This is a genomic window from Larkinella soli (assembly GCF_003703975.1).
In the GTDB taxonomy this organism is placed as follows: domain Bacteria; phylum Bacteroidota; class Bacteroidia; order Cytophagales; family Spirosomataceae; genus Larkinella; species Larkinella soli.
Genome location: NZ_QTJY01000001.1, coordinates 385,597 through 406,015 on the forward strand (window position 1 = coordinate 385,597; position 20,419 = coordinate 406,015).

19 protein-coding genes are annotated in these 20,419 nt (G+C 54.1%); 11 read left to right on the forward strand and 8 right to left on the reverse strand.

The genetic code is table 11. The features are described from left to right. The first annotated feature begins 2 nt into the window (after positions 1-2). The 3 genes from folP (at position 3) to DX909_RS03500 (ending at position 2,221) form a co-directional block, all read left to right on the forward strand. A complete protein-coding gene (folP, locus tag DX909_RS03490) occupies positions 3-857 on the forward strand; it encodes a dihydropteroate synthase (RefSeq protein ID WP_128543658.1) in 855 nt (284 codons plus the stop codon). A gap of 40 nt (positions 858-897) precedes the next feature. Beyond that, a complete protein-coding gene (gene cdaA, locus DX909_RS03495; RefSeq protein WP_128543659.1) occupies positions 898-1,728 on the forward strand; it encodes a diadenylate cyclase CdaA in 831 nt (276 codons plus the stop codon). 199 nt (positions 1,729-1,927) lie between these two features. Then, on the forward strand, positions 1,928-2,221 hold the full coding sequence (locus tag DX909_RS03500; RefSeq protein ID WP_128543660.1) for a hypothetical protein: 294 nt from the start codon (positions 1,928-1,930) through the stop codon (positions 2,219-2,221). On the opposite strand, the gene DX909_RS03505 is transcribed toward DX909_RS03500, so the two are convergent. The 3 genes from DX909_RS03505 to DX909_RS03515 form a co-directional block, all read right to left on the reverse strand. Beyond that, positions 2,222-3,457: a capsule assembly Wzi family protein gene (locus DX909_RS03505; protein ID WP_164851185.1), complete on the reverse strand. Its 1,236-nt coding sequence runs from the start codon at positions 3,455-3,457 to the stop codon at positions 2,222-2,224. It lies immediately after the preceding gene. A 485-nt stretch (positions 3,458-3,942) separates the two neighbouring features. Next, complete coding sequence (gene glf / locus DX909_RS03510) at positions 3,943-5,091, reverse strand: UDP-galactopyranose mutase (protein ID WP_128543662.1); 1,149 nt, start codon at positions 5,089-5,091, stop codon at positions 3,943-3,945. A gap of 52 nt (positions 5,092-5,143) precedes the next feature. Continuing rightward, on the reverse strand, positions 5,144-6,397 hold the full coding sequence (locus DX909_RS03515; protein ID WP_128543663.1) for a glycosyltransferase family 1 protein: 1,254 nt from the start codon (positions 6,395-6,397) through the stop codon (positions 5,144-5,146). Positions 6,398-6,919: 522 nt separating this feature from the next. Between DX909_RS03515 and DX909_RS03520 the strand changes: the two genes are divergently transcribed. Further along, positions 6,920-7,942, forward strand: a complete 1,023-nt coding sequence (locus DX909_RS03520; RefSeq protein WP_128543664.1) for a S1C family serine protease — start codon at positions 6,920-6,922, stop codon at positions 7,940-7,942. Positions 7,943-8,238: 296 nt separating this feature from the next. On the opposite strand, the gene DX909_RS03525 is transcribed toward DX909_RS03520, so the two are convergent. Further along, positions 8,239-9,369 carry an FG-GAP repeat domain-containing protein gene (locus DX909_RS03525; RefSeq protein ID WP_128543665.1) on the reverse strand — a complete coding sequence of 377 codons (1,131 nt, stop codon included), beginning with the start codon at positions 9,367-9,369 and terminating at the stop codon, positions 8,239-8,241. Between the two features lie 32 nt (positions 9,370-9,401). Continuing rightward, the gene (locus DX909_RS03530) at positions 9,402-10,622 is read right to left on the reverse strand and encodes a class I SAM-dependent rRNA methyltransferase (RefSeq protein ID WP_128543666.1); all 1,221 of its coding nucleotides are present in this window, start codon (positions 10,620-10,622) and stop codon (positions 9,402-9,404) included. Positions 10,623-10,691: 69 nt separating this feature from the next. On the opposite strand from DX909_RS03530, the gene DX909_RS03535 reads away from it, so the two are divergent. Together DX909_RS03535 and DX909_RS03540 are read left to right on the forward strand one after the other, a co-directional pair. Next, a complete protein-coding gene (locus DX909_RS03535; protein WP_128544262.1) occupies positions 10,692-11,546 on the forward strand; it encodes a sugar phosphate isomerase/epimerase family protein in 855 nt (284 codons plus the stop codon). A 54-nt stretch (positions 11,547-11,600) separates the two neighbouring features. Further along, entirely contained in the window at positions 11,601-12,950 is a 1,350-nt protein-coding gene (locus DX909_RS03540) for a GH1 family beta-glucosidase (RefSeq protein WP_206512959.1), read from the forward strand. Positions 12,951-12,957: 7 nt separating this feature from the next. On the opposite strand, the gene DX909_RS03545 is transcribed toward DX909_RS03540, so the two are convergent. Then, complete coding sequence (locus tag DX909_RS03545) at positions 12,958-13,827, reverse strand: zinc dependent phospholipase C family protein (RefSeq protein ID WP_374755855.1); 870 nt, start codon at positions 13,825-13,827, stop codon at positions 12,958-12,960. Between the two features lie 240 nt (positions 13,828-14,067). Between DX909_RS03545 and DX909_RS03550 the strand changes: the two genes are divergently transcribed. From DX909_RS03550 to radC, 3 genes are all read left to right on the forward strand, one after another. Continuing rightward, positions 14,068-14,469, forward strand: coding sequence for a Dabb family protein (locus DX909_RS03550; RefSeq protein ID WP_128543667.1), 402 nt, complete (start codon positions 14,068-14,070; stop codon positions 14,467-14,469). A gap of 170 nt (positions 14,470-14,639) precedes the next feature. Next, positions 14,640-14,906, forward strand: a complete 267-nt coding sequence (rpsT, locus tag DX909_RS03555; RefSeq protein WP_128543668.1) for a 30S ribosomal protein S20 — start codon at positions 14,640-14,642, stop codon at positions 14,904-14,906. Between the two features lie 114 nt (positions 14,907-15,020). Further along, positions 15,021-15,716 carry a RadC family protein gene (radC, locus tag DX909_RS03560; RefSeq protein WP_128543669.1) on the forward strand — a complete coding sequence of 232 codons (696 nt, stop codon included), beginning with the start codon at positions 15,021-15,023 and terminating at the stop codon, positions 15,714-15,716. A 50-nt stretch (positions 15,717-15,766) separates the two neighbouring features. Here radC and DX909_RS03565 read toward each other — a convergent pair whose 3' ends face one another. After that, positions 15,767-16,204, reverse strand: a complete 438-nt coding sequence (locus DX909_RS03565; protein WP_128543670.1) for a hypothetical protein — start codon at positions 16,202-16,204, stop codon at positions 15,767-15,769. A gap of 384 nt (positions 16,205-16,588) precedes the next feature. Beyond that, the gene (gene hisB / locus DX909_RS03570; protein ID WP_128543671.1) at positions 16,589-17,713 is read right to left on the reverse strand and encodes a bifunctional histidinol-phosphatase/imidazoleglycerol-phosphate dehydratase HisB; all 1,125 of its coding nucleotides are present in this window, start codon (positions 17,711-17,713) and stop codon (positions 16,589-16,591) included. Between the two features lie 253 nt (positions 17,714-17,966). Between hisB and DX909_RS03575 the strand changes: the two genes are divergently transcribed. Both DX909_RS03575 and DX909_RS03580 read left to right on the forward strand, forming a co-directional pair. Beyond that, positions 17,967-18,929: an NYN domain-containing protein gene (locus DX909_RS03575; protein ID WP_128543672.1), complete on the forward strand. Its 963-nt coding sequence runs from the start codon at positions 17,967-17,969 to the stop codon at positions 18,927-18,929. Between the two features lie 4 nt (positions 18,930-18,933). Continuing rightward, positions 18,934-20,253: an anthranilate synthase component I family protein gene (locus DX909_RS03580; protein ID WP_128543673.1), complete on the forward strand. Its 1,320-nt coding sequence runs from the start codon at positions 18,934-18,936 to the stop codon at positions 20,251-20,253. Positions 20,254-20,419 lie beyond the last annotated feature (166 nt).

Consider the following 20,419-nt stretch of genomic DNA (forward strand, 5'->3'; position numbering starts at 1 on the left):
TAATGCCGAAAGTTACGAAAAAAACGCTCAATCTCCGGGGAAAAATTCTCGACCTGACGGTCCCGAAGGTCATGGGCATTTTGAACATTACGCCTGATTCCTTCTACGCCGGAAGCCGTACGTTTTCGGTGGAAAGCGCCGTGGAACAGGCCGGCCGGATGCTTTCGGAGGGGGCCACGTTCCTGGACCTCGGCGGGTATTCGACCCGGCCGGGTGCGGGGCCGGTCAGCCCGGAAGAGGAGGCCGACCGGGTGCTGCCGGTGATCGAAGCGATCCGGCGCGGTTTTCCGGAGGCCTGGATTTCGGTCGATACGTTTCGGGCACCGGTGGCCCGCCAGGCCGTGGAAGCCGGGGCAGTGATGATCAACGACGTTTCCGGCGGTAGCCTCGATCCCGGTATGTTTGCCACGGTGGCGGCTCTGGATGTCCCCTATGTTCTGATGCATATGCGGGGAACCCCTCAAACCATGACCGCTCTGACCGATTACCACGATCTGATTCCGGATATCTTGCTGGAGCTTCAGAACCGGGTATCCGCTCTGGAGCAGCTGGGTTTGAAAGACATCGTTGTCGATCCCGGGTTCGGATTTGCCAAAACCGCCCGCCAGAATTTCGAGCTGCTGAACGGGCTGGAGGCCTTCCGGATGTTTGGGTCTCCCCTGCTGGTCGGACTGTCGCGGAAATCGAGCATCTGGCGGACGCTCGGTATCACGGCCGAAGAAGCCCTGAACGGCACGACCGTCCTGAATACCCTTGCCCTGACCAAAGGAGCCGACCTTCTTCGCGTCCATGACGTACGGGAAGCCGTCGAAGCCATTACCTTGCTGACCGCCTGCCAGGCCCTGCCCACCGGCTAAACCACCTGACCGGCAAATTGATGATGAATCCAACGCTTGTATGAAAATCGGTTTTCTCGATATTGAATGGGTCGATGTTCTGGACGTTCTGCTTCTGGCCTTCCTCCTGTACCAGATTTATTACCTTGTCAAAGGCACCATTGCCAGCCGCATCTTCCTGGGTTACCTACTCGTTTACCTGCTGTTTCTGGTCGCCAAAGCGGTTGGTCTTGAGCTGCTTACCACCATTCTCGGGTATTTCATCAGCGTGGGTGCCCTGGCTCTGATCATCATTTTCCAGCAGGAAATCCGGCGGTTTCTCCTGATCATCGGGAAATCGACCAACGTGGCCAATAGCCGCCTTTTCCGCCGTTGGATCGGCCAGCCCGAGGTGGCTGAACCGGCAACACCCCTGCGGCCGATTGTGGATGCCTGCAAAGCCATGGCGGCCGAGTTTACGGGCGGGCTGGTCGTGGTGGGGAAGAACGACGAACTGGAAAAGTTTATCCAGTCGGGCGACGCCCTCGACGCGATCATTTCCAAACGGCTCCTGCTCTCGATAGCGGGTCAGTACAGTCCCCTGCGGGATGGGGCCGTCATCATCACCGACGGCCGGGTCCGGGCGGCTCGCTGCATACTCCCGGTTTCCGATAATGATGAACTGTCTACAACCACCGGTTTTCGCCACCGGGCGGCCCTGGGCATCAGTGAGGTCACCGACGCGGCCGCCGTAGCCATTTCGGAAGAGACCGGCCGGATTTCGCTTGCCATCGACGGTGAACTGTTCCCAAATCTTTCTTCCTCCGAACTGGAAGAAAGACTTCGTGTATACCTGTTTGAACCGGCCCGGGCCCGCAAACGGGAAGGGGGAAAAGACACGCCCGTTACGTAGAATTCACACACTGGTAATAGGATGGTCATTGTCTGTTAATGGCTATTCGTTTCTTTAGCTCTCGAATTGGGCCGTAGGATAATTAAAAGAACCGGTACCTAAGCAAATGATACCGATTTTATTTAATTTGTCTAAACAATCAGCGACCCGACTGATTATCATACTACAATACAAGCGATTTCACGGTACAACAAACGCCATGCTAACCCAGTATGAATACAGTTTACTGCCTCTGACGATGAAAGCCGACCTTCTCTGGCGGCACGGCAGGCATTTATTGAATCGTCAGTTGACTCCGTTCGTTGTTAGCCTGTATTCGGTAGGCGACTTTTTTGTCGAAGCCTATTTTGTTGAAAGCGAGTATTATAACAACAGTCACGAACTTCAGGATCTTCACTCCTTCTGCAGCGACGATCTGCAAAAACTGCGTCGGCCGCATCCTTTTGAACCGTATCTCGACCAAATCGACCTTCGTTTACTGATTGGTGCCTGATTACCGTCGAACGGTCCATTCGAGGTCTTTCCGGAGTCTGATTTGAATTGCGGTGGTGCTCCGGTAAAGTTTACCCCGGTCGGCGGACAGAGAAATGTCTGCCTGTGTCGTGCCAAACAGCTTCACCGGACCTCCGGCCGAACACCAGAGCGAAACCTGCCGAACCGGTTTTTGAAAGGGAGCCGGATACGTCCCCCAATTTTCGCTGACTGAAACCTTTAACCGAATGCCGTAGCGGTTTTTGTAAAAGCCTTCCAGTCCGAGGTGAAATACTTTCACCCGGTTATTGTTGAAAAATCCGGTCTTTCCACGGGTCTGGTAGCGGGGCAGTTCCGCCCGGCTGTCGGCGGCCGGGGTCATAAATGGCGTCCCAATCGCCTGCCCGCCGTATGACCAGCCGTCAATATATTGGGAATGGTTGAAATAGTTGTCTGCTCCTCGTTCCCAATCCTTGTCCCCGAACTTTGGTCCGCCCTGGCTTTTCGTATGGAGAAAATCCAGCACGATACTTTTGATCTGCCAAAGCTTAGATGCAGACCGGAGGTTCCTTAGCCGGATGCCGTTCAGACCGTCGGCAATGTTGATGAGATAATACAGCGATCCATCTTCGTATATACTCTGACGGTACAGGAAAAGGGAAAAGGAACCCAGGTCGGCCTCGATGCCGAGATCGATCGTGCCCAGATGATTTCCGATGCGGTTGTACCGGTCCACGAAGCTGTAGCGGGCGGTATCGACGGTTTTATCGTACCCGAGTGATGCACCGGTTACGACGTTTACATAATCCGGAAATCGGTCCGGAAACCGTCCTCGTTTAATGATGGTGGTGTCTTGTAAAACGTCACTGCGGCCGCCCCATTGCACCTGGTGGTTGAAACCGGCATAAAACCGGACCGGCCAGCCGGGAGGACTGAGCCGTCCATACAACGTTTTTCGATGCAGGTAGGAATGGGTTACTGGACCGAGGTTATTGAACCAACCGTGGCTGAAACTCCCCTGAATCGATAGGATGCCGGCCGTGAAGGGAACGGGAGTAAAGGCGGGAATCGACACCTGAAGCTGCGGAATGGGAAGGGCGTTTCCGGACCAGATGAAAGCCCCTGTACCGAGGGAGGTGTCGGCCAGTCCGATGGTCTCCTTCCGGCGACCGAGAACTATTTCCAGTCGACCATACCCGGCTTTCACATAAGCCTCCGGAATGACGGCTCTTCCCCCATTTGCGGCCGAAGCAGCCACCTCAAAACCGTACCCCCAGCCGGCCCACCGGGTTTTTCCCCGGATGAACCGGGCCGGTTTGGTAATGTCGAACCGGTTATCTACCTGAAATCCGGCCCGAACCAGTCCGAAAGGAATACGTTAAGGAATGATACCGTATTGTCGGGCTTTCATCCAGAAAGGGGTTCGGTGGCCGGTTCCGCCGGATGCGGTCGTTTCCGCAAAGACTCCAACGGCCCGGATCTGCCGGGGCTGTACCGAATCCGGTAAACCCTGCCCGGCTGTTCCAACACCCGAAAATACCGAAGCGACCAAAACTACCCCGAAGATGTTCACGAACCGGACCGAATTTAAAGGTTTGAAGAGCCGACCCTGTTTAGACGAAAATGGTCACGGTAAGTAATGCGGTCCGGTTAAATTTTTAAGCATAAAAAAGTCTGTCATTCCGCAACCCTCCCTTTCAGAGCGGATTGCGAAACGACAGACGATCAACGGCTTTTGAACGATCAGGCCTGTTTTGCCGACAGGTTGCCTGTAGCGACTTCCGCCAGGGAATCCGCACCGATCAGCTTCTTGTACAGCGTCAGGGCCTGGGCCACCACCTGGTCCATGTTGTAGTAGCGGTAGGTCCCGAGCCGGCCTACGAAGTGGACGTTATCCTGCTGATCGGCCAGTTGTTTGTATTTCCGGTACAGCTCGGCGTTTTCCGGCTGCGGCACCGGATAGTAGGGATCGCCTTCCGACTGGGGATACTCGAAGGTAATGCTGGTTTTGGTCGGATGTTCCTGGCCGGTCAGATGCTTATATTCCGTAACCCGGGTGTAATCATGGTCGTTCGGGTAGTTGACCACGGCCACCGACTGATGCCACTCCTCGTTAAGGGTCTGGTGTTCAAACCGGAGAGACCGATACGGGAGTTTTCCGAAGCAGTGGTCGAAATATTCGTCCACCGGACCGGTATAAATTAGTTTGGAAAAGGAAATCTGGTCCTTCACTTCCCTGAAATCGGTACCCAGCTTCAGCTCGATGTTCGGATGGTTGAGCATATTCTCGAACATCTTCGTAAACCCGTGCAGCGGCATGAACTGAAACTCATCCCCAAAATACCGGTCGTCGCGGTTGGTGCGGGTGGGGATGCGGGAGGTAACCGATTTGTCCAGTTCGGAAGGATATACGCCCCACTGTTTCTTGGTGTAATTCTTGAAAAATTTCTCGTAAAGGTCACGACCCACCTGACTGACCACGACGTCTTCGGAAGTCTTGATATCGTCGATCGGTTCTCCGACCGTCTTGAAATATTCAGCCAGTTCCTCGGACGTAAAATTGTGTCCGTACAGCTTGTTCACCGTATCCAGGTTAATCGGAATGGGCAATAGCTGACCCTCCACGGATGCCAGTACCCGGTGTTCATAAGGCCGCCATTCGGTAAACTGAGAAAGGTAGGCAAACACCTCCGGCGAATTGGTGTGGAAGATATGCGGGCCGTAGAGGTGAATCAGGATACCGTCTTCATTGTAATAATCGTAGGCGTTTCCGCCGATGTGGGGGCGTTTGTCAATAACCAGAACCTTCTTTCCGGACTGGCTGGCCAAACGTTCGGCCAGCACACTTCCGGCGTATCCGGCTCCGACAATGGCAAAGTCGTAATGCTGCATAGAAAGGCTAAATATGTTTTAGGTGTTAAAAGTACGATTTTTATGTTTTCCCTCACTTGAGCGATTTTACCAGAAGGGGTGCCTTCACCAACTGATGAATCGAACTCCAGGTCTGATCCCAGGAGGTCGTCGCCAGGAAAGCGTCCACCTCGGCCAGCCACAGTTCGCGGGCCGGTCGGGTCGTGTTGAGGGCCGTTTCAATCGCCTTCTCAAACGCTTCGGCCGTATCGGCGATCGCCACCAGACCATTTTCCTCGTAGGGACGGATAACGTCTCGGATCGGAGTCGACACCACGGGTTTGCCGGCGGCCAGGTATTCGGGCGTTTTGGTCGGACTGATGAAGCGCGTCGATTCGTTGATGGCGAAAGGAAGCATCGCTACGTCCCAATGGCAAACGTAAGATGGCAGTTCCTGATAAGATTTCATACCCAGGTAGTGGATATTTTTAGCTTTCGGTAAGCAGTCCGGGCAGATTTTCACCACGGGACCAATCAGGACTAGCTGCCAGTCGGGCCGACGCCCGGCCAGTTCCGCCACCAGGTCAATATCGAAACGTTCGTCGATGACGCCGAAGAAACCCAGACGGGGACCCTCAATGGGGCGCTGGTCGGTCGGGTCGGGCAACGGCTGACGCGCCTTGCCGAAGTGGGCCCGGTCGATGCTGCTCGGGAAAGGGTGAATATTCTTGTGGCGGTGTTTGCGGGCTTCGTACAGACTCTGGCCCCCGGTCAGCACCACGTCGGCCATTTCCAGCAGACGTTCTTCCTGCTCGACCAGCTGGGGAGGGGCCCCCCGGAATGCCGACAGCTCGTCCATGCAGTCATACACGGTCACGGCCGGGCTCAGATGGTCGGAGAAAGGCATCGCCATCGGGGTATAATACCAGGAGATATGCTCTGAAATACCGGCCTGATCTATCATCTGGTCGACCAGTTTCCGCAGGTGTTCGTGCCGATCCTGATCCGAAAGGTCACAGGGAAGGTGCGGAATGACTTGCCATACGTTCTCCCCTACCCTCCGGTTTTCGATCCGGAAGGTATTATCCATAATCGGCTCCTCGAAGAAGAAGATACGCCAATGCCGCGAGGCCCGCGTCATCAGGTGCTGAGGCCGTTGAAATACGAAATCCCAGCGGAGGTGTGAAAAACAGATCAGGTCACACACATTCCGTTTCGCCTTGCCGAACCCTTCCACCGGTGTCCGATCCGCTACGGGATTTTCTTTTGGAATTTTTTCCTTTGCCGCGGGAGTTTCCGTCACTTTGGCAATCACTCCAACAGGTTCATTGTTGACGCGCTCATCCATACACTTTAATATAAAGATGTTAATAAATAAATATATTATAGCCGACTGTACTACCTGTCGTATCGATTACACAGGAATTTGACGATCAACGAGTGACCTAATCCGGATAGAGTGCGGTTTCTGAAAAAGAATCCGACTTATCCATGCGCCTGAAGTAAGAAGGTGTGCCGGTGTATACCGTATATAACTAATGAAAAGGGCAGACTGTTAGGCAAAAACGGCAGTAAATGATCGAATGGTCTTGCTAAGGGAGAAGATACTTTCGCCGTACTTCATTGATGAGAAATTTCTTCCTCGTAGTAAAACTCTCAGGATGAAGTTGTTCAAATTCAATTTTCCATTCTCTGAACCGCCCCGGTTCTTGCTGCCGAAACTTGTGTTCGTCAATTTTTTTCGTGATCAGATAGTCCTCGAAACTCATGGAATTACCGCCTTTGACTGACAAAATGTCGCAACTTTCGGTCCGAGCGACATTGGTACGGGGTTTGGCAAAGTTGCATTTACAACTAAAACGTTCCGAAAATGGATTTACATTGGATTACTGATACCGGCTCGGAACCGATTCCGGCCGGACTCTCCGCTCAGGACGCCCCTTTGCTGGACGCCTATTCCAATACGGTGGTAAATGTAGCGAAAAAAGTCAGCCAGTCGGTGGTGCAGATCAAAGTCAGCGGCCGACGTCCGGAAGGCCGGCCGAACGACCGTCGGCGGAGTCCCGGGGACGGCGGCACCGGTTCCGGGTTCGTCATCTCGTCGGACGGTTACGTGATTACCAACAATCACGTCGTGGCCGGGGCCTCCCGGATCGAGGTGGCTCTGCCTGACGGCCGGGAATTTGAAGCGACTCTGATCGGCCGTGACCCTGCAACGGATATCGCCGTCATTAAAATTTATGGTGACGGGCTGAAAGGCATCCACTTTGCCGACTCCAAACTGGTGCAGGTGGGCCAGATCGCCATCGCGGTCGGGAATCCTTACGGCTTTCAGTATTCGGTTACGGCGGGGGTAGTCAGCGCCCTCGGCCGGACGCTCCGCTCCGAATCCGGCCGCCTGATCGACGACGTCATTCAAACCGATGCCTCGCTGAATCCGGGTAATTCCGGCGGGCCGCTGGTCAACTCACAGGGCGACGTGATCGGGGTCAATACGGCCGTTATTCTTCCGGCGCAGGGCATCTGCTTCGCGGTTTCCTCCAACCTGACGGCGCTGGTCGCCGGCAAACTGATCATGCACGGACGGGTTCGCCGGGGGTACCTGGGCATCTCCGGCCAGCTCATCAATCTGACGGAGCGAATCCGGCAATATAACCAGCTGACGGCCCGAACCGGCGTTCTGGTGGCCGGAATCGAACCGGACGGCGTCGCCTACAACACCGAATTCCTCCAGGGAGATATTATCGTGGAATTCGACGGGCAGCCGGTGGCTTCGGTGGACGACCTTCATCGCCTGCTAACGGAGGAGACTATAGGTCGCCCGGTAACCGTCACCCTCCTTCGCGAAAACTTCCGCCGGCCGATTCGGGTAGTGCCGGGGGAATTGAAGTGAGGTTGGGGAGTTTGGGGGTTGGGAAGTGGAGGAGTTTTTGAGTTTAGGTGTTTGGGGCGTTAAGAGTTCGATTGTCTGGAGGTAGTTTAGTGAAAAGTTCCGCTCCTTCCGACCGGTTTTTGTCCTCCCGACGAAGGAGGGATCTCGGGCTTCGGCGCTCGGTCAGATGGGTCATTCAGCCACAAGGTCCCTCCTTCGTCGGGAGGACAAAGGCCGCTCGGTTTCCTATTCTTCCATGAATCTCTCCTCCCCAACTCTTAAACTCCTATACTCCCAAACACCTAAACCCTAACCCCTCAACTTCCTTCATTGAAAAAAACCTCCAGCCCGTCTTTTCCGGCGACGATGATGTCCAGGCGGCCGGTGCCGCGCAGGTCGACCAGCTGAAAAAAGATACCGGTGCCTTTTCCTTCGCCGGCCGGACCGTAGGAAATCGTGTGCTGGACGAACTTTTTGCCATCCCAGGTAAAGTAATACAGGCCCACGTCGTCGTTGGCGCCGGGGTCATTGTCATTGTGGGCCCGGAACCGCTTCCCGGTGATGAGTTCCGGTTTTTTATCGCCGTCGATGTCCGCCCATTCCATGACGTGGTACTGAGATGCCTTTTCGTCGATGATGTGCTTTTTCCATCCCCGCTTTCCGCCTTCCGTCGTCTGTTCGTACCAGTGGAGGCCGTAGCCGTGTCCCTGGCCCACGATCAGGTCATTCCGCCGGTCGCCGTTGACGTCTACCACCAGAATCGGAACACTGGCCGTTCCTAATTCAAATTCATTGTGGAGCGGCCAGGGGCCTTTTTCCCGGTCGGCGGGGGCTTCGAGCCAGCCTTTGCTGACGATAAAATCACCCCGGCCGTCGCCGTTCACGTCCCCAAAGCCCAGCCCGTGGTCCTGGGTCGGGGCCACGTTGACCTGCCGGAAAGTTCCCCCTTTCTCGTGCTTGAAATACTTGAGCGGGTGGCCAGGGTTATTCGGGACGATCTCGATGACGCCGTCACCGTCGACGTCCCAGGACCGCGTGGTTTCCACGTTTCCCACTTTGGCAATGTCATGGTTTTTCCACTCTCCGTCCTTGCCCGGGTTTTCGAGCCAGCGAAGCATCTGTCCGAACCAGCCACCCGTGACGACGTCCATATGGCCGTCGCCGTTCACATCCATCGGAATAGTTGAAAAATCGTCGTAATACTGGTCGAAACGCTTCTGGTTGCCGATCAGGTGGCGCTTCCGGAACCGGGTTTTCGGGTCCGGTCCGTTTTCATACCAGAAATCACCGGAGAGCAGATCCGGGCGGCCGTCCTTGTTGGCATCCAGCACCCCAACGGATTCGTAACTTTCGGCGGCCACGAAATACCGGGAGAACCGCACGGCTTTCGGTTCGCTTCCGGCGACGGTCAAGCCGAAAAGTCCGGTGAGTAAGAGAGTTGTCTTCATGGAAAAAGTTGTTTTGGACTTCAATACCAGGTTTATTCTACCCATAGGACTAATCCTTTCAGGTAGCCGCCTTCCGGATGAAACAGGTTGACCGGGTGATCGGCCGGCTGACTGAGGTGGTGCAGGACCCTTACCTGCCGCCCGGCTTCGATGGCGGCCGCCACCACCGTATTATAAAACAACTCGCGGTCGACGACCTGGGAACAGGAAAACGTGAACAAAATTCCCCCGCGGGCTACCCGGCGCAGCCCTTCGGCGTTGAGCCGCTTATAACCCTGAACGGCCCGGTGCCGTGCGGACATGCTTTTTGCAAAGGCGGGCGGATCCAGCACCACCACGTCATACTGGTGGTCATGCGCTTTGAGATATTTCATAACATCCTCTGCATAAGCTTCATGCCGACCGGAAATATCGCCGGCCGGATCCCCAAAGTTTGCTTCCACGTTCCGGATCGTCAGGTCGACGGCTTTCCCGGAAACATCCACCGAATGTACCAGGGAAGCGCCCGCCTTCAGGGCGTAGATCGAAAAGCCGCCCGAATAGGCAAATGCATTCAGCACCTTTTTCCCGGCCGTATAGCGACTGAGCAGCTGGCGGTTGTCGCGCTGGTCCAGGAAAAAACCGGTTTTCTGGCCGGTAATCCAGTCGACCAGAAAAGTATGCCCGTTTTCCTGGACCGCATGCGGCACCTCCGCCCGGCCAAACCGGTATGCATTCTGCACACCGGCGGCATACTCATCCGGCAGGGTTTCGGCGCTTTTATCGTAAACGGCGGTCAGTTCTTCACCGAACACATGTTTCAGGGCTTCCGTGATGGTTTGCCGTTCCCGGTGCATCCCGATGGAGTGTGCCTGCAGCACCGCTACCCCGTTGTAAATGTCGATAATCAGGCCGGTGCAGCCGTCCCCTTCCCCGTGAACCAGCCGGTAACAGTTGGTCCGCGGAGGCAAGATAACGGTCCTTACCTGCCGAATGTCCTGTAGTTTCCGGGTCCAGTAGGCAAGGTTGGGCCTCCCGTCTTCCGTCTTCTCCCCTTCGGCAAGCGGCACAAACGAAAAGATGCGCACCATGATGCTGCCGTCGTGAAAATGGCCGGTGGCCAGGAAGTTGCCTCTTTTGTCGAGGACTTCCACCACATCCCCGTCCTGCGGCACGCCTTCGACGCGGGCCACCGCCCCGGAAAACACCCAGGGATGAAACCGCCGAACCGCTTCTTCGCGTCCGGATTGCAGGTATAACTTAGCGATACTCATCAGAAATAAAGTCTTTGATTCAGAAATTTTCCCCAAATTTCCGCCCTGAAATTAACCATAGCTATGCATTTGAATCGTCGTAATTTTCTAAAAAAGGCTGGCGTCCTCACAACCAGCGCTTTTGCCCTTAGCCAAACCGACCTGACCGCTCTCGGCGCTCCGTCCGGAACCTTCAAAGATTTCGGTTTACAGCTTTACAGTGTGCGGGACGTCCTGCCCGGCGATCCGAAAGGCATCATGACTCAACTGGCAAAGATGGGTTACACCATTTTCGAAAGTTACGGCGGACCGAAGGGATTTCTATGGGGCATGGAGCCGAAAGAAATCAAATCGTTTCTGGGCGACCAGGGAGTGAAAATGGTCAGCACCCACTTCGATATGAACAAAGACCTGGAGAAAAGCATCGACATGGCCCGGGAAGCCGGTCTTTCCTATATGCTCTGCCCCTACATCGGCCCCCAGAAAACCATGGACGACTGGAAACGGATCGCCGATCAATTCAACCAGGTGGGCGAGCAGGTGAACAAGGGCGGGCTGAAGTTCGGTTACCATAACCACGATTATTCGTTCAAACCGCTGAACGGCCAGATCCCGCAGGAATACCTGCTGGCTAATACCGACCCCAGGAACGTAATGTTCGAACTGGACCTGTGCTGGATCGAAGCCGCCGGTCAGTCGGCAGTCGGACACCTGAAAAAGTACGGAAAACGGTACGAGTTGTGCCACATCAAAGATTATAACAAAACCGGGGAGAAAGTGATCCAGAGCGATCTTGGAAAGGGCGTCGTGAACTATAAGGAGATCCTGCGGACGGCGAAGGATAACGGCATGAAGTATTTCCTGGTCGAGCAAGAGGAGTATCCGGGTCCGCCGATGGTAAGCATGAAAGCCGATGCGGAATACATGAAAAAACTGGTTGTGTGAACCCCTTGAAAAAGGGACCCGGCCGGGTCCCTTTTTCTTTTTAACCTTCAGCCATTGGATATCCTGCCATACAACCGAAATGATTTTGGCCCCGGTTTTACCTGGGGAGCCGCCACGGCGGCCTATCAGGTGGAAGGGGCTGCGGCCATCGACGGAAAAGGCCCTTCCATCTGGGATACGTTCACGCACCGGAGACGGATCCGGGGCGGGGAGAACGGCGACATTGCCTGTGAATTTTACCACCGGTTCGAATCCGACCTGGTGCTGCTGAAACAGATGGGTTTCAAGGCGTTTCGCTTTTCCCTTTCCTGGCCCCGCATCATGCCTGAAGGGGCTTCCCACGTCAATGAAAAAGGCCTTCAGTTTTACGACCGGCTGATCGACCAGTGTCTGGCCCTCGGCATTGAACCCTGGGTTACGCTCTACCATTGGGATCTTCCCCAGGCCCTGGAAAAAAAGGGAGGCTGGACCAACCGGACCATGATCAGCTGGTTTTCCCGCTACGTCGATCTCTGCACGAAAGCCTTCGGCGACAAGGTAAAACACTGGATGGTTTTGAACGAACCTCTGGTTTTTACCGCCGGTGGGTATTTTGCCGGCATCCACGCACCCGGGCGTCGGGGCTTCAGCAATTTTCTGCCGGCGGTACACCATGCCGTTTTGTGTCAGAGCGAGGGCGGACGAATCATTCGCCGGAACGTGAAGGACGCCAGGATCGGGACCACCCTGTTCTGCGCCCCTTTCGACCCGGCTTCCTCCTCGCTTCGGGATGCCCGCGCGGCCGCCCGCATCGACGCCCTCGGAAACCGGCTTTTCATCGAGCCCGCCCTGGGAATGGGCTATCCGGTCCGGGAGGTACCGTTTCTGGACCAGATCATGAAGCGTTACGGACGCCTGGGCGACCTCGAGCGCGCCCGCTTCGATTTTGACTTCATCGGTCTTCAGAACTATTTCCGGATGGTGATCCGGCATGATTGGTTCACGCCCTATTTCTGGGCCCGGGAGGTTTCACCCCGGAGACGAAAGGTGGAAACCATTACGGAGATGGGCTGGGAAGTTTTTCCGGAAAGCCTATACCGGATGCTGAAGCAATTTTCGGAATATCCGTCCATTCGGGAACTGATCGTGACCGAAAACGGGGCCGCCTTCCCGGATCAGTTGCGGAACGGCGAGGTAGCCGACCCGGAACGAACCGCCTATTACCGAAACTTCATCGCCCAGGTACTGCGTGCCAAACGGGAAGGCATCAACGTTACGGGTTACTTTGCCTGGTCGCTGATGGACAATTTTGAATGGTCGGAAGGTTTTAAGCCACGGTTCGGTCTGGTTCATGTGGACTATCCCACCCAAAAACGGACCATCAAACAATCCGGGCACTGGTTCCGGGAATTTCTGACCCGCTAAGCCCGGTTCAGTTCGACTCTTCCCGGACCTGAAAAAGTCTCCTGAGCCAGCCGGACGGTTCGCTCTCCTCCTTTTTCCGATCCTCTCCGGAACTCCGAAAATCGGTTAGCCGGTTCAGGTCCGGCTGGCCGGCATCGACCCAGGCCGTATACCAGAAGTCGCCCACCATCTTCACCGCGGCCCGCATCCGCCGTTCGACCTGCCCGGCCAGCTGCTGATGATACCGGCGGGAAAACGCTTCCGAATACACCTTGATGGTTTGCCCGTTTCGCTCCTCAAAGCTGTATTTTTCGGTTTCCCGGTACTGCAACGTCAATTCCTTCTCTATCCTCAGAACGGAATCCAGTGCCGCATGGGCGTTAAAAACCGCTTTCCAGGCCGTTTTTTGCGGGGATGCCAGGTAGTCGGCCGGACCGGTAAAGAAGTCATATTCCTCATCCAGCAACTCAGGCAGCCGCGACTCCCAGAGTCCGTGAATTCCCTGTTGTCCCGTCAGCTGGCCGTTGTAGTTCCGGGTAGTATGGAGCGGCACGTTGGCGTCGGCGATGTAGTGGCCCAGATCCGCCGATAGTTTCAGGATACGATCCGGGTCCTGAACCCGAAAGGCCTCCGTCAGTTGAAATTTCACCAGCTGGATATGCCAGGGAACGATGCCGTGCAACGCCAGCGAATCCTCTCCAAAACGGGCAACCGCGTCGGGCCAGTGCCGGGGAAGCCCGGCACAGGTCGTATCGGGATAGGCATCCAGGTCGATGAAATGCCGGGGTGCCTCTCCCTCGACCGCATATCGTCTTTTATCGGGGGTCACCGCATTCCGGCTGAGGAACTCGATGTGCGCCTTATAAAAGCCGATCATCTCCGGAGGTAAGGTGAACACGGCCAGGCGGTTAATCTTCCGGTGGGCGTGAAATCCCCAGACGGTACCGTCCGGCCTCGCATGGGGCGCGGGCAGGAAAGCTGACGTTTGAAAAAAATCCGGCGTCAAAATTTGCATCAAAATAAAAAGCGGGTACATTTGTTGAAACATGGTACTTTTATTAGATAAAATTAAACTTTAATTATAAAGCACCATGTCATTTAGAATAAAATTTCGCATCATTCCAATAAAACCAAAGTCATGCAACGTAAATCAATGGGCTACGGCCTGATTATTCTTCTCCTGAGCATTTTTGGGCTGATTATCTACGGCGCCTATTCACCCGCCAGAAAAGCGCAAAAACAGCAAATCGTATGTTTTAAATTTAAAAACGGCACTAAAACTGAAGCAGTTGAGCGCCATATGCACGATTTTGCAGCACTAAAGCATGAAATTTCACAGATCATCTCCTACACGTCCGGAAAGACCATTCCCGGTGTCGGAAAGGAATCTCCGGAATACGACGTCATGCATTACATTACTTTTCAGTCGAAAGAAGATATTGAGACGTTCCTGAAGCACGAAAAGTATCGGGCGTTCGTGAAGAATAATGGAGGAAACTGGGAAAAGGTCTTCGTGATCAACTCGGAAATTCGTCAGTAAAGGCAATCCCGATCGAGGGGATCATTTTCGAAACCGGGGCCGACGGCAAGTCCGCAGGCTCCGGTTTTTATTTTTCATCCTGTAGAAATAAAGCGGAAATTTGGTTTGTTTCCCATAAAAGGCTAATTTTGCGAACATTTTGTGAGAAACTGTATACTGTTCAATAAGCAATGGCAAACCACAAGTCGGCTTTGAAGCGGGTCCGGGCAAACGAGAAAAAACGTTTGTTGAACCGCTTCCAACACAAAACGACCCGTACGATGATCAAAAAACTGCGCCTGACCACTGACCAGGCCGTAGCGGTCGATCTTTACAAGACGGTGTCTTCGATGCTGGATAAACTGGCAAAACGCAACATCATTCACAAAAACAAGGCAGCCAACAATAAATCCAAACTGGCTAAATTCGTCAACGGCCTTTCGGTTGCTGCAGCCTGATCGAACTTATAGCCGAAAACCCCGGTAATGGCGGTTTTCGGCCCTGCCTTTTACGTTATGATGAACCTTATCTGTCTTTTCAGGTAAGGTTTTTTTATGTCTTTTGCACCCACCATGACTTACGAAACACCCGGAAAGATCTCCACCTGGGCGGAGGAAGACCGCCCCCGCGAAAAACTGATGCTCAAGGGCAAGGCGGCTTTGTCCGACGCCGAGCTGATAGCTATCCTGATCAACTCCGGCAGCCCGGAGGTTTCCGCCGTCGATCTGGCAAAAATCATTCTTCAGAGCGTCGGAAACGACCTGAACCGGCTGGCTAAACAATCCGTGAAAGACCTTTCGAAATTCCGGGGCATCGGGGAAGCCAAGGCCGTCACCATCGTTGCTGCCCTGGAAATCGGGCGCCGGCGGAAAAGTGAGGAACGGCCCGCCCGGAACCGCATTACCAGTTCCCGGGACGCCTACGATGAAGTGAAAGCCCACCTGCTCGACAAACCGCACGAAGAGTTCTGGGTGATCCTGCTGAACAAAGCCAATGAGGTGGTTAAACTGGTTCAGATCAGCTCCGGGGGTGTTTCAAGCACCGTGGCCGATCCGAAACTGATCTTCAAACAGGCTATCGAACATCTGGCCAGCGCAGTCATTCTGGCCCACAATCACCCTTCCGGAAATCTGAAACCGTCGCAGGCCGACCTGGACCTGACCCGAAAACTGAAAGAAGCCGGCCGGCTGCTCGAAATCCCGGTCCTGGACCACCTTATCGTCAGCGACCACGGCTACCTGAGCTTTGCGGATGAAGGACTATTTTGAGGAGAAGAAAGAAAAACGGCAGGCTTTTCAAATGCCTGCCGTGTCAACTGTTATTTCTTTTCGGTTACACTAAGCACCGCTTCCTGGGGAGTTCCATCCGGTTTCGTGCCCGGGTAGGGCCGAATTTCCGAGAGCGTCACCTCATAACTCCGGTCATCGAGCCGAATCACCGCCACGTCCGAGGTTTTCTGCTGCTGTCCGCACATACCGAGGCAAAGATCACTCGTCTGCGACGCTGTGCCGCTTTTCAGGGTAAAAGTTACCTTGGCAAAACCCATCCAGACACAAACGGCGTTGGCCGGACAGCGACTGTCTTCGATCTTCTCGACCGTTACATTCACATTCTGACTGATCCGGGCCGACTGGTCGATCCGGATGGCCACCGGATTCTGTTCCAGCTGAGGTTGGATTGCCTTGTCCCTGTTTTCACAACCGACGGCCAGGAGCCCTGCCAGGGCGAACCCGTACCATTTTGTAAACCGCTTCATCTTTCGTATTTGTTACCGTGTTGAAGCCATGACCCGGTTCCAGGAAAAAACGTTGGAAGGAAGCCGGAAATTCATAAAAAAGCCGCTGCGAAACGCACAGCGGCTTAAGATCCGACATTTTTATTCGGTACCGGAAACTTTACGGTTCCCGGCCCGGACTATTAATATTTCCGCTCCTTGCCTTCCAGCCATCGACCGGTGATAAATGCCGCGATCAGCAGAGAAGCAAAAAATACGAGGGCAACGATGGTCATGAACATAATCGTACGGAATTGATCTGATGCTGGTGACAAAAATAGTCCATTTCTTTCATAGAACCACCCGGCCGGCTAATTTTTGAAGGCCGCCGGTTAAAATTCCACGGAACCGACCGAAAACCGATCCTTACAATACCCCCTTGGTGCTGGGCAGGCTATCAAGCTCTTTCAGGTCCCGTTTCACGGCCATTTTAATGGCTTTGGCGAAGGCTTTGAAGATGGCTTCGATTTTATGATGCTCATTCTGACCCTCCACTTTGATGTTCAGATTACATAAAGCCGTATCCGAGAACGACTTGAAGAAATGAAAGAACATTTCCGTCGGCATCTCTCCGATTTTTTCGCGCCGGAATTCGGCTTCCCAAACCAGCCAGGGCCGGCCGGAGAAATCGATCGCTACCTGAGCCAGCGCTTCATCCATCGGGAGCAGAAAGCCGTACCGGCTGATGCCGCGTTTGTCGCCCAGGGCCCGGCGGTAGGCTTCCCCCAGGGCCAGGGCCGTGTCCTCCACGGTATGATGCTCGTCGATATGCAGATCGCCGTCCACCCGGATCGTCAGGTCGGCCCCGGAATGCTTGGCCACCTGATCGAGCATATGGTCGAAAAAGCCGATACCGGTTTGAATGTCGGACCGGCCGCGGCCGTCCAGGTTCAGTTCGATCCGGATCCGGGTTTCTTTCGTATTCCGTTCCACGGCTGCGGTTCGGGCCGGAAGTTTCAGAAATTCATAAATCGTGTCCCAGTCGTCGGTGCGGAGGGCCAGCGCCCGGCCCATTTCGGGAGTCAGGCCATCGACCGGGTCCGTGGCGGCAATCAGAATGGCTTTGGCTCCGAGGTTTACCGCCAGTTGAATATCCGTCAGCCGGTCTCCGATGACGTAGCTTTCCCTCAAATTATAGGATCCCGTCAGATAATCGGTCAGTAGTCCCGTACCCGGTTTGCGGGTCGGAGCCCCCTCGTGTACAAAGGTGCGGTCGATGTGGACGGCGCTGAAGTGAATGTTTTCCCCTTCCAGTATCTTCATCATCTTCTGATGGGCGGGCCAGAACGTATCCTCCGGAAAAGAGGCCGTACCCAAACCATCCTGGTTCGTGACCATTACCAGTTCATAGTCGGTTTCCTCAGCGATTTTCCGAAGACAGGAAAGGGATTTGGGGAGAAATTCCAGCTTTTCCAGCGAATCTACCTGCTGGTCCGGCTGCGGTTCTACAATAATCGTACCGTCCCGGTCGATAAACAAAACGTTGCGCATGGAGTTAATAGGTGACACGCAAAGGTAGAGGATTCTGCTTTTTCTGGCGCAATTCTATTACTTTTGCATTCCCGTTTAAAGACTATTCTCTGAAAATCCTCGTTTTGTATAGAACTTATTGTGATTCGCCCGAATCAGCAGCAGGCTGAAGGAAGTGGTTGTCGATTCAGGCAGGTAGGGAACCTCCACGCTCGTTTATGATATTGTCTCCGGCACCAATGGAAGTTTTAAAGTTTATACTCCGTAAATTAAAATGCAAACCGAAAAAGCTAGTAAACTTACCCGAATAGCGGTATTTTATGATGGAAACTACTTTCTGCATGTAAGTAATTATTACAATTATTCTCACGAACGTCGCAGCCGCATCAGCATTTCGGGTTTACATGAATTCATACGGTCTCAGGTCGCCGAGGAGGAAGAAACCGACTTCCGTCTGTGCCAGATCGTGGATGCTCATTATTTCAGGGGGCGGCTGAACGCCCATGAAGCCAGCCAGCGCGGTAATCAATTGTTTTACGATCGTTTGTTCGACGACATCCTGATGTCGGAAGGCGTAGTGACCCATTATCTGCCGGTCAAGAATTTTCAGGGTTCGCGACAGGAAAAGGGAATCGACGTCTGGCTGGCCCTGGAAACGTTTGAACTCTGCATTCTGAAACAGTTCGACGTGGTAGTACTCATTACGGCCGACGGCGACTATGTGCCGCTGATTCGCAAACTCAACACCCTCGGCACCCGGGTGATGGTTTTGAGCTGGGATTTCGAATACTACAACGACGAAGGCGAGAAAATGGTAACCCGCACCTCTCAGGATCTGCTGGCCGAGGTTTCCTATCCGGTTGCCATGCACGAAATGATCGATACCAAGCTCAAGAAAAATGAGACGCTGGTCCTTAACCTTTTCGTGAAACAATCGGCCCGGGTTCTGAACGGCAACGGCGCCTTCGCTACCACCACCGGAGCCAACTTCAACCGGTTTCCGGCGGGGGAGGAAGAAGAAATCGATTCGGATGATTACAAGATCAGCACGATCCGCAGCCTGAAAAACGGATACGGCTTCATCAATTATCCGCCGAACAACTTATTCTTTCATTATACAAGCCTCAACGACGTCGATTTCAACGAGTTACAGGTCGATGACGAGGTCAAGTTCCGCATCGGAAAAAACGCCGAGGGAAAGGATATCGCCGTCGACGTGCATTTGCTGAGCAATTGATCCAATGATTTTGGACAGGGTTCGTCAGGAGGAAATATTTTCCGTCGAAATTTCCGGTTTCACTGGAGAGGAACTGCGCCGAAAGGCGCTGGAATGGGCGGAAAACCGGTTTGGATTCCTCACCTTTTTTAACGGAAACCACGCCCGTCTGGCGAACCCTTTCTATCCTTATGGTCCCTTCCCTACCCGCCTTGCCGCCGGCAAAATGCGGGAAGTGCCGGATGGGCCGGACGATCCGTTCGATACCCTGTTCCGGTACCATCAGGCTCATCCGGACTTTTGGATCGGCTTCTTCGGCTATGATCTGAAAAACCGGATCGAGTCCCTGAGCAGTCGCCACCCGAACCGCACCGGCTTTCCCGATTTATTCTTTTACCAGCCGGTCCATCTCATCGATTTTGATGACGAATCGGTAACGGTTCGATCCTGGGAAAATCCCGAACAGGTCTGGGAGGAAATCCTGAAGACCCGCCTGCCCGAACCGGTAACGGAAGGCGCAGCCGGCGGTTTTACCTGCCGCGTCAGCCGGGACGACTACCTGAAGACCGTTGAAAAAATCCGGCAGCACATCCTCGACGGGGACGTTTATGAACTAAATTACTGCATTGAATTTTTCCGGGAAAATGCCCGGATTCGGCCGGCGGACGTTTACCGGCATCTAAACGAACGGTCTCCCATGCCCTTCTCGGTTTACCAGAAAACCGGCAACCGGTACCTGATCGGGGCCTCACCGGAACGGTTTCTCCGGAAGGAACGTGACCGGCTTATTTCGCAGCCCATCAAGGGGACCATCCGGCGCGGCCGCAACCCGGAGGAAGACCAGGCCCTGAAAGAACAGCTCCGGAACAGCCGGAAAGAACAGGCAGAAAACCTGATGATCGTCGATCTGGTGCGGAATGATCTGGCCCGCAGTTCGGAAACCGGCACGGTCCAGGTCGGGGAGCTGTTTGGTATCTACGGCTTTCCCCAGGTATATCAGATGGTTTCCACCGTAACCGGTTCCCTGAAAAAAGCACTTCCGTTTACCGAGGCCGTTCGAAATGCCTTTCCGATGGGCAGTATGACCGGGGCACCCAAAGTTCGGGCGATGGAACTCATTGACCTGTATGAAGCAAGCCGGCGGGGATTGTATTCCGGGGCCGCAGGCTTTATCACGCCGGACGGAGATTTCGATTTCAACGTCGTCATCCGGAGTATTCTTTACAATGCCGGCAGCGGCTATCTGTCATTTTCCGTCGGGAGTGCCATCACCTACGATGCTGAGCCTCAGCAGGAATATGAGGAGTGTCTTCTGAAGGCGCAGGCCATCCTTTCGGTTCTCTAATGGCCGTATTCCAGAAAAAATACAATTAATAATCTAATAATCTTGGATCATTCAGAAAATATCCTTACTTTTGTAACAGTTTTTCAAGCGGACATCCGTCCGACCTCTGTAGTGGATACTCTTCCATTGGGTTTTCTTCAATTTTAACAGAGCTGCACGGATGTCG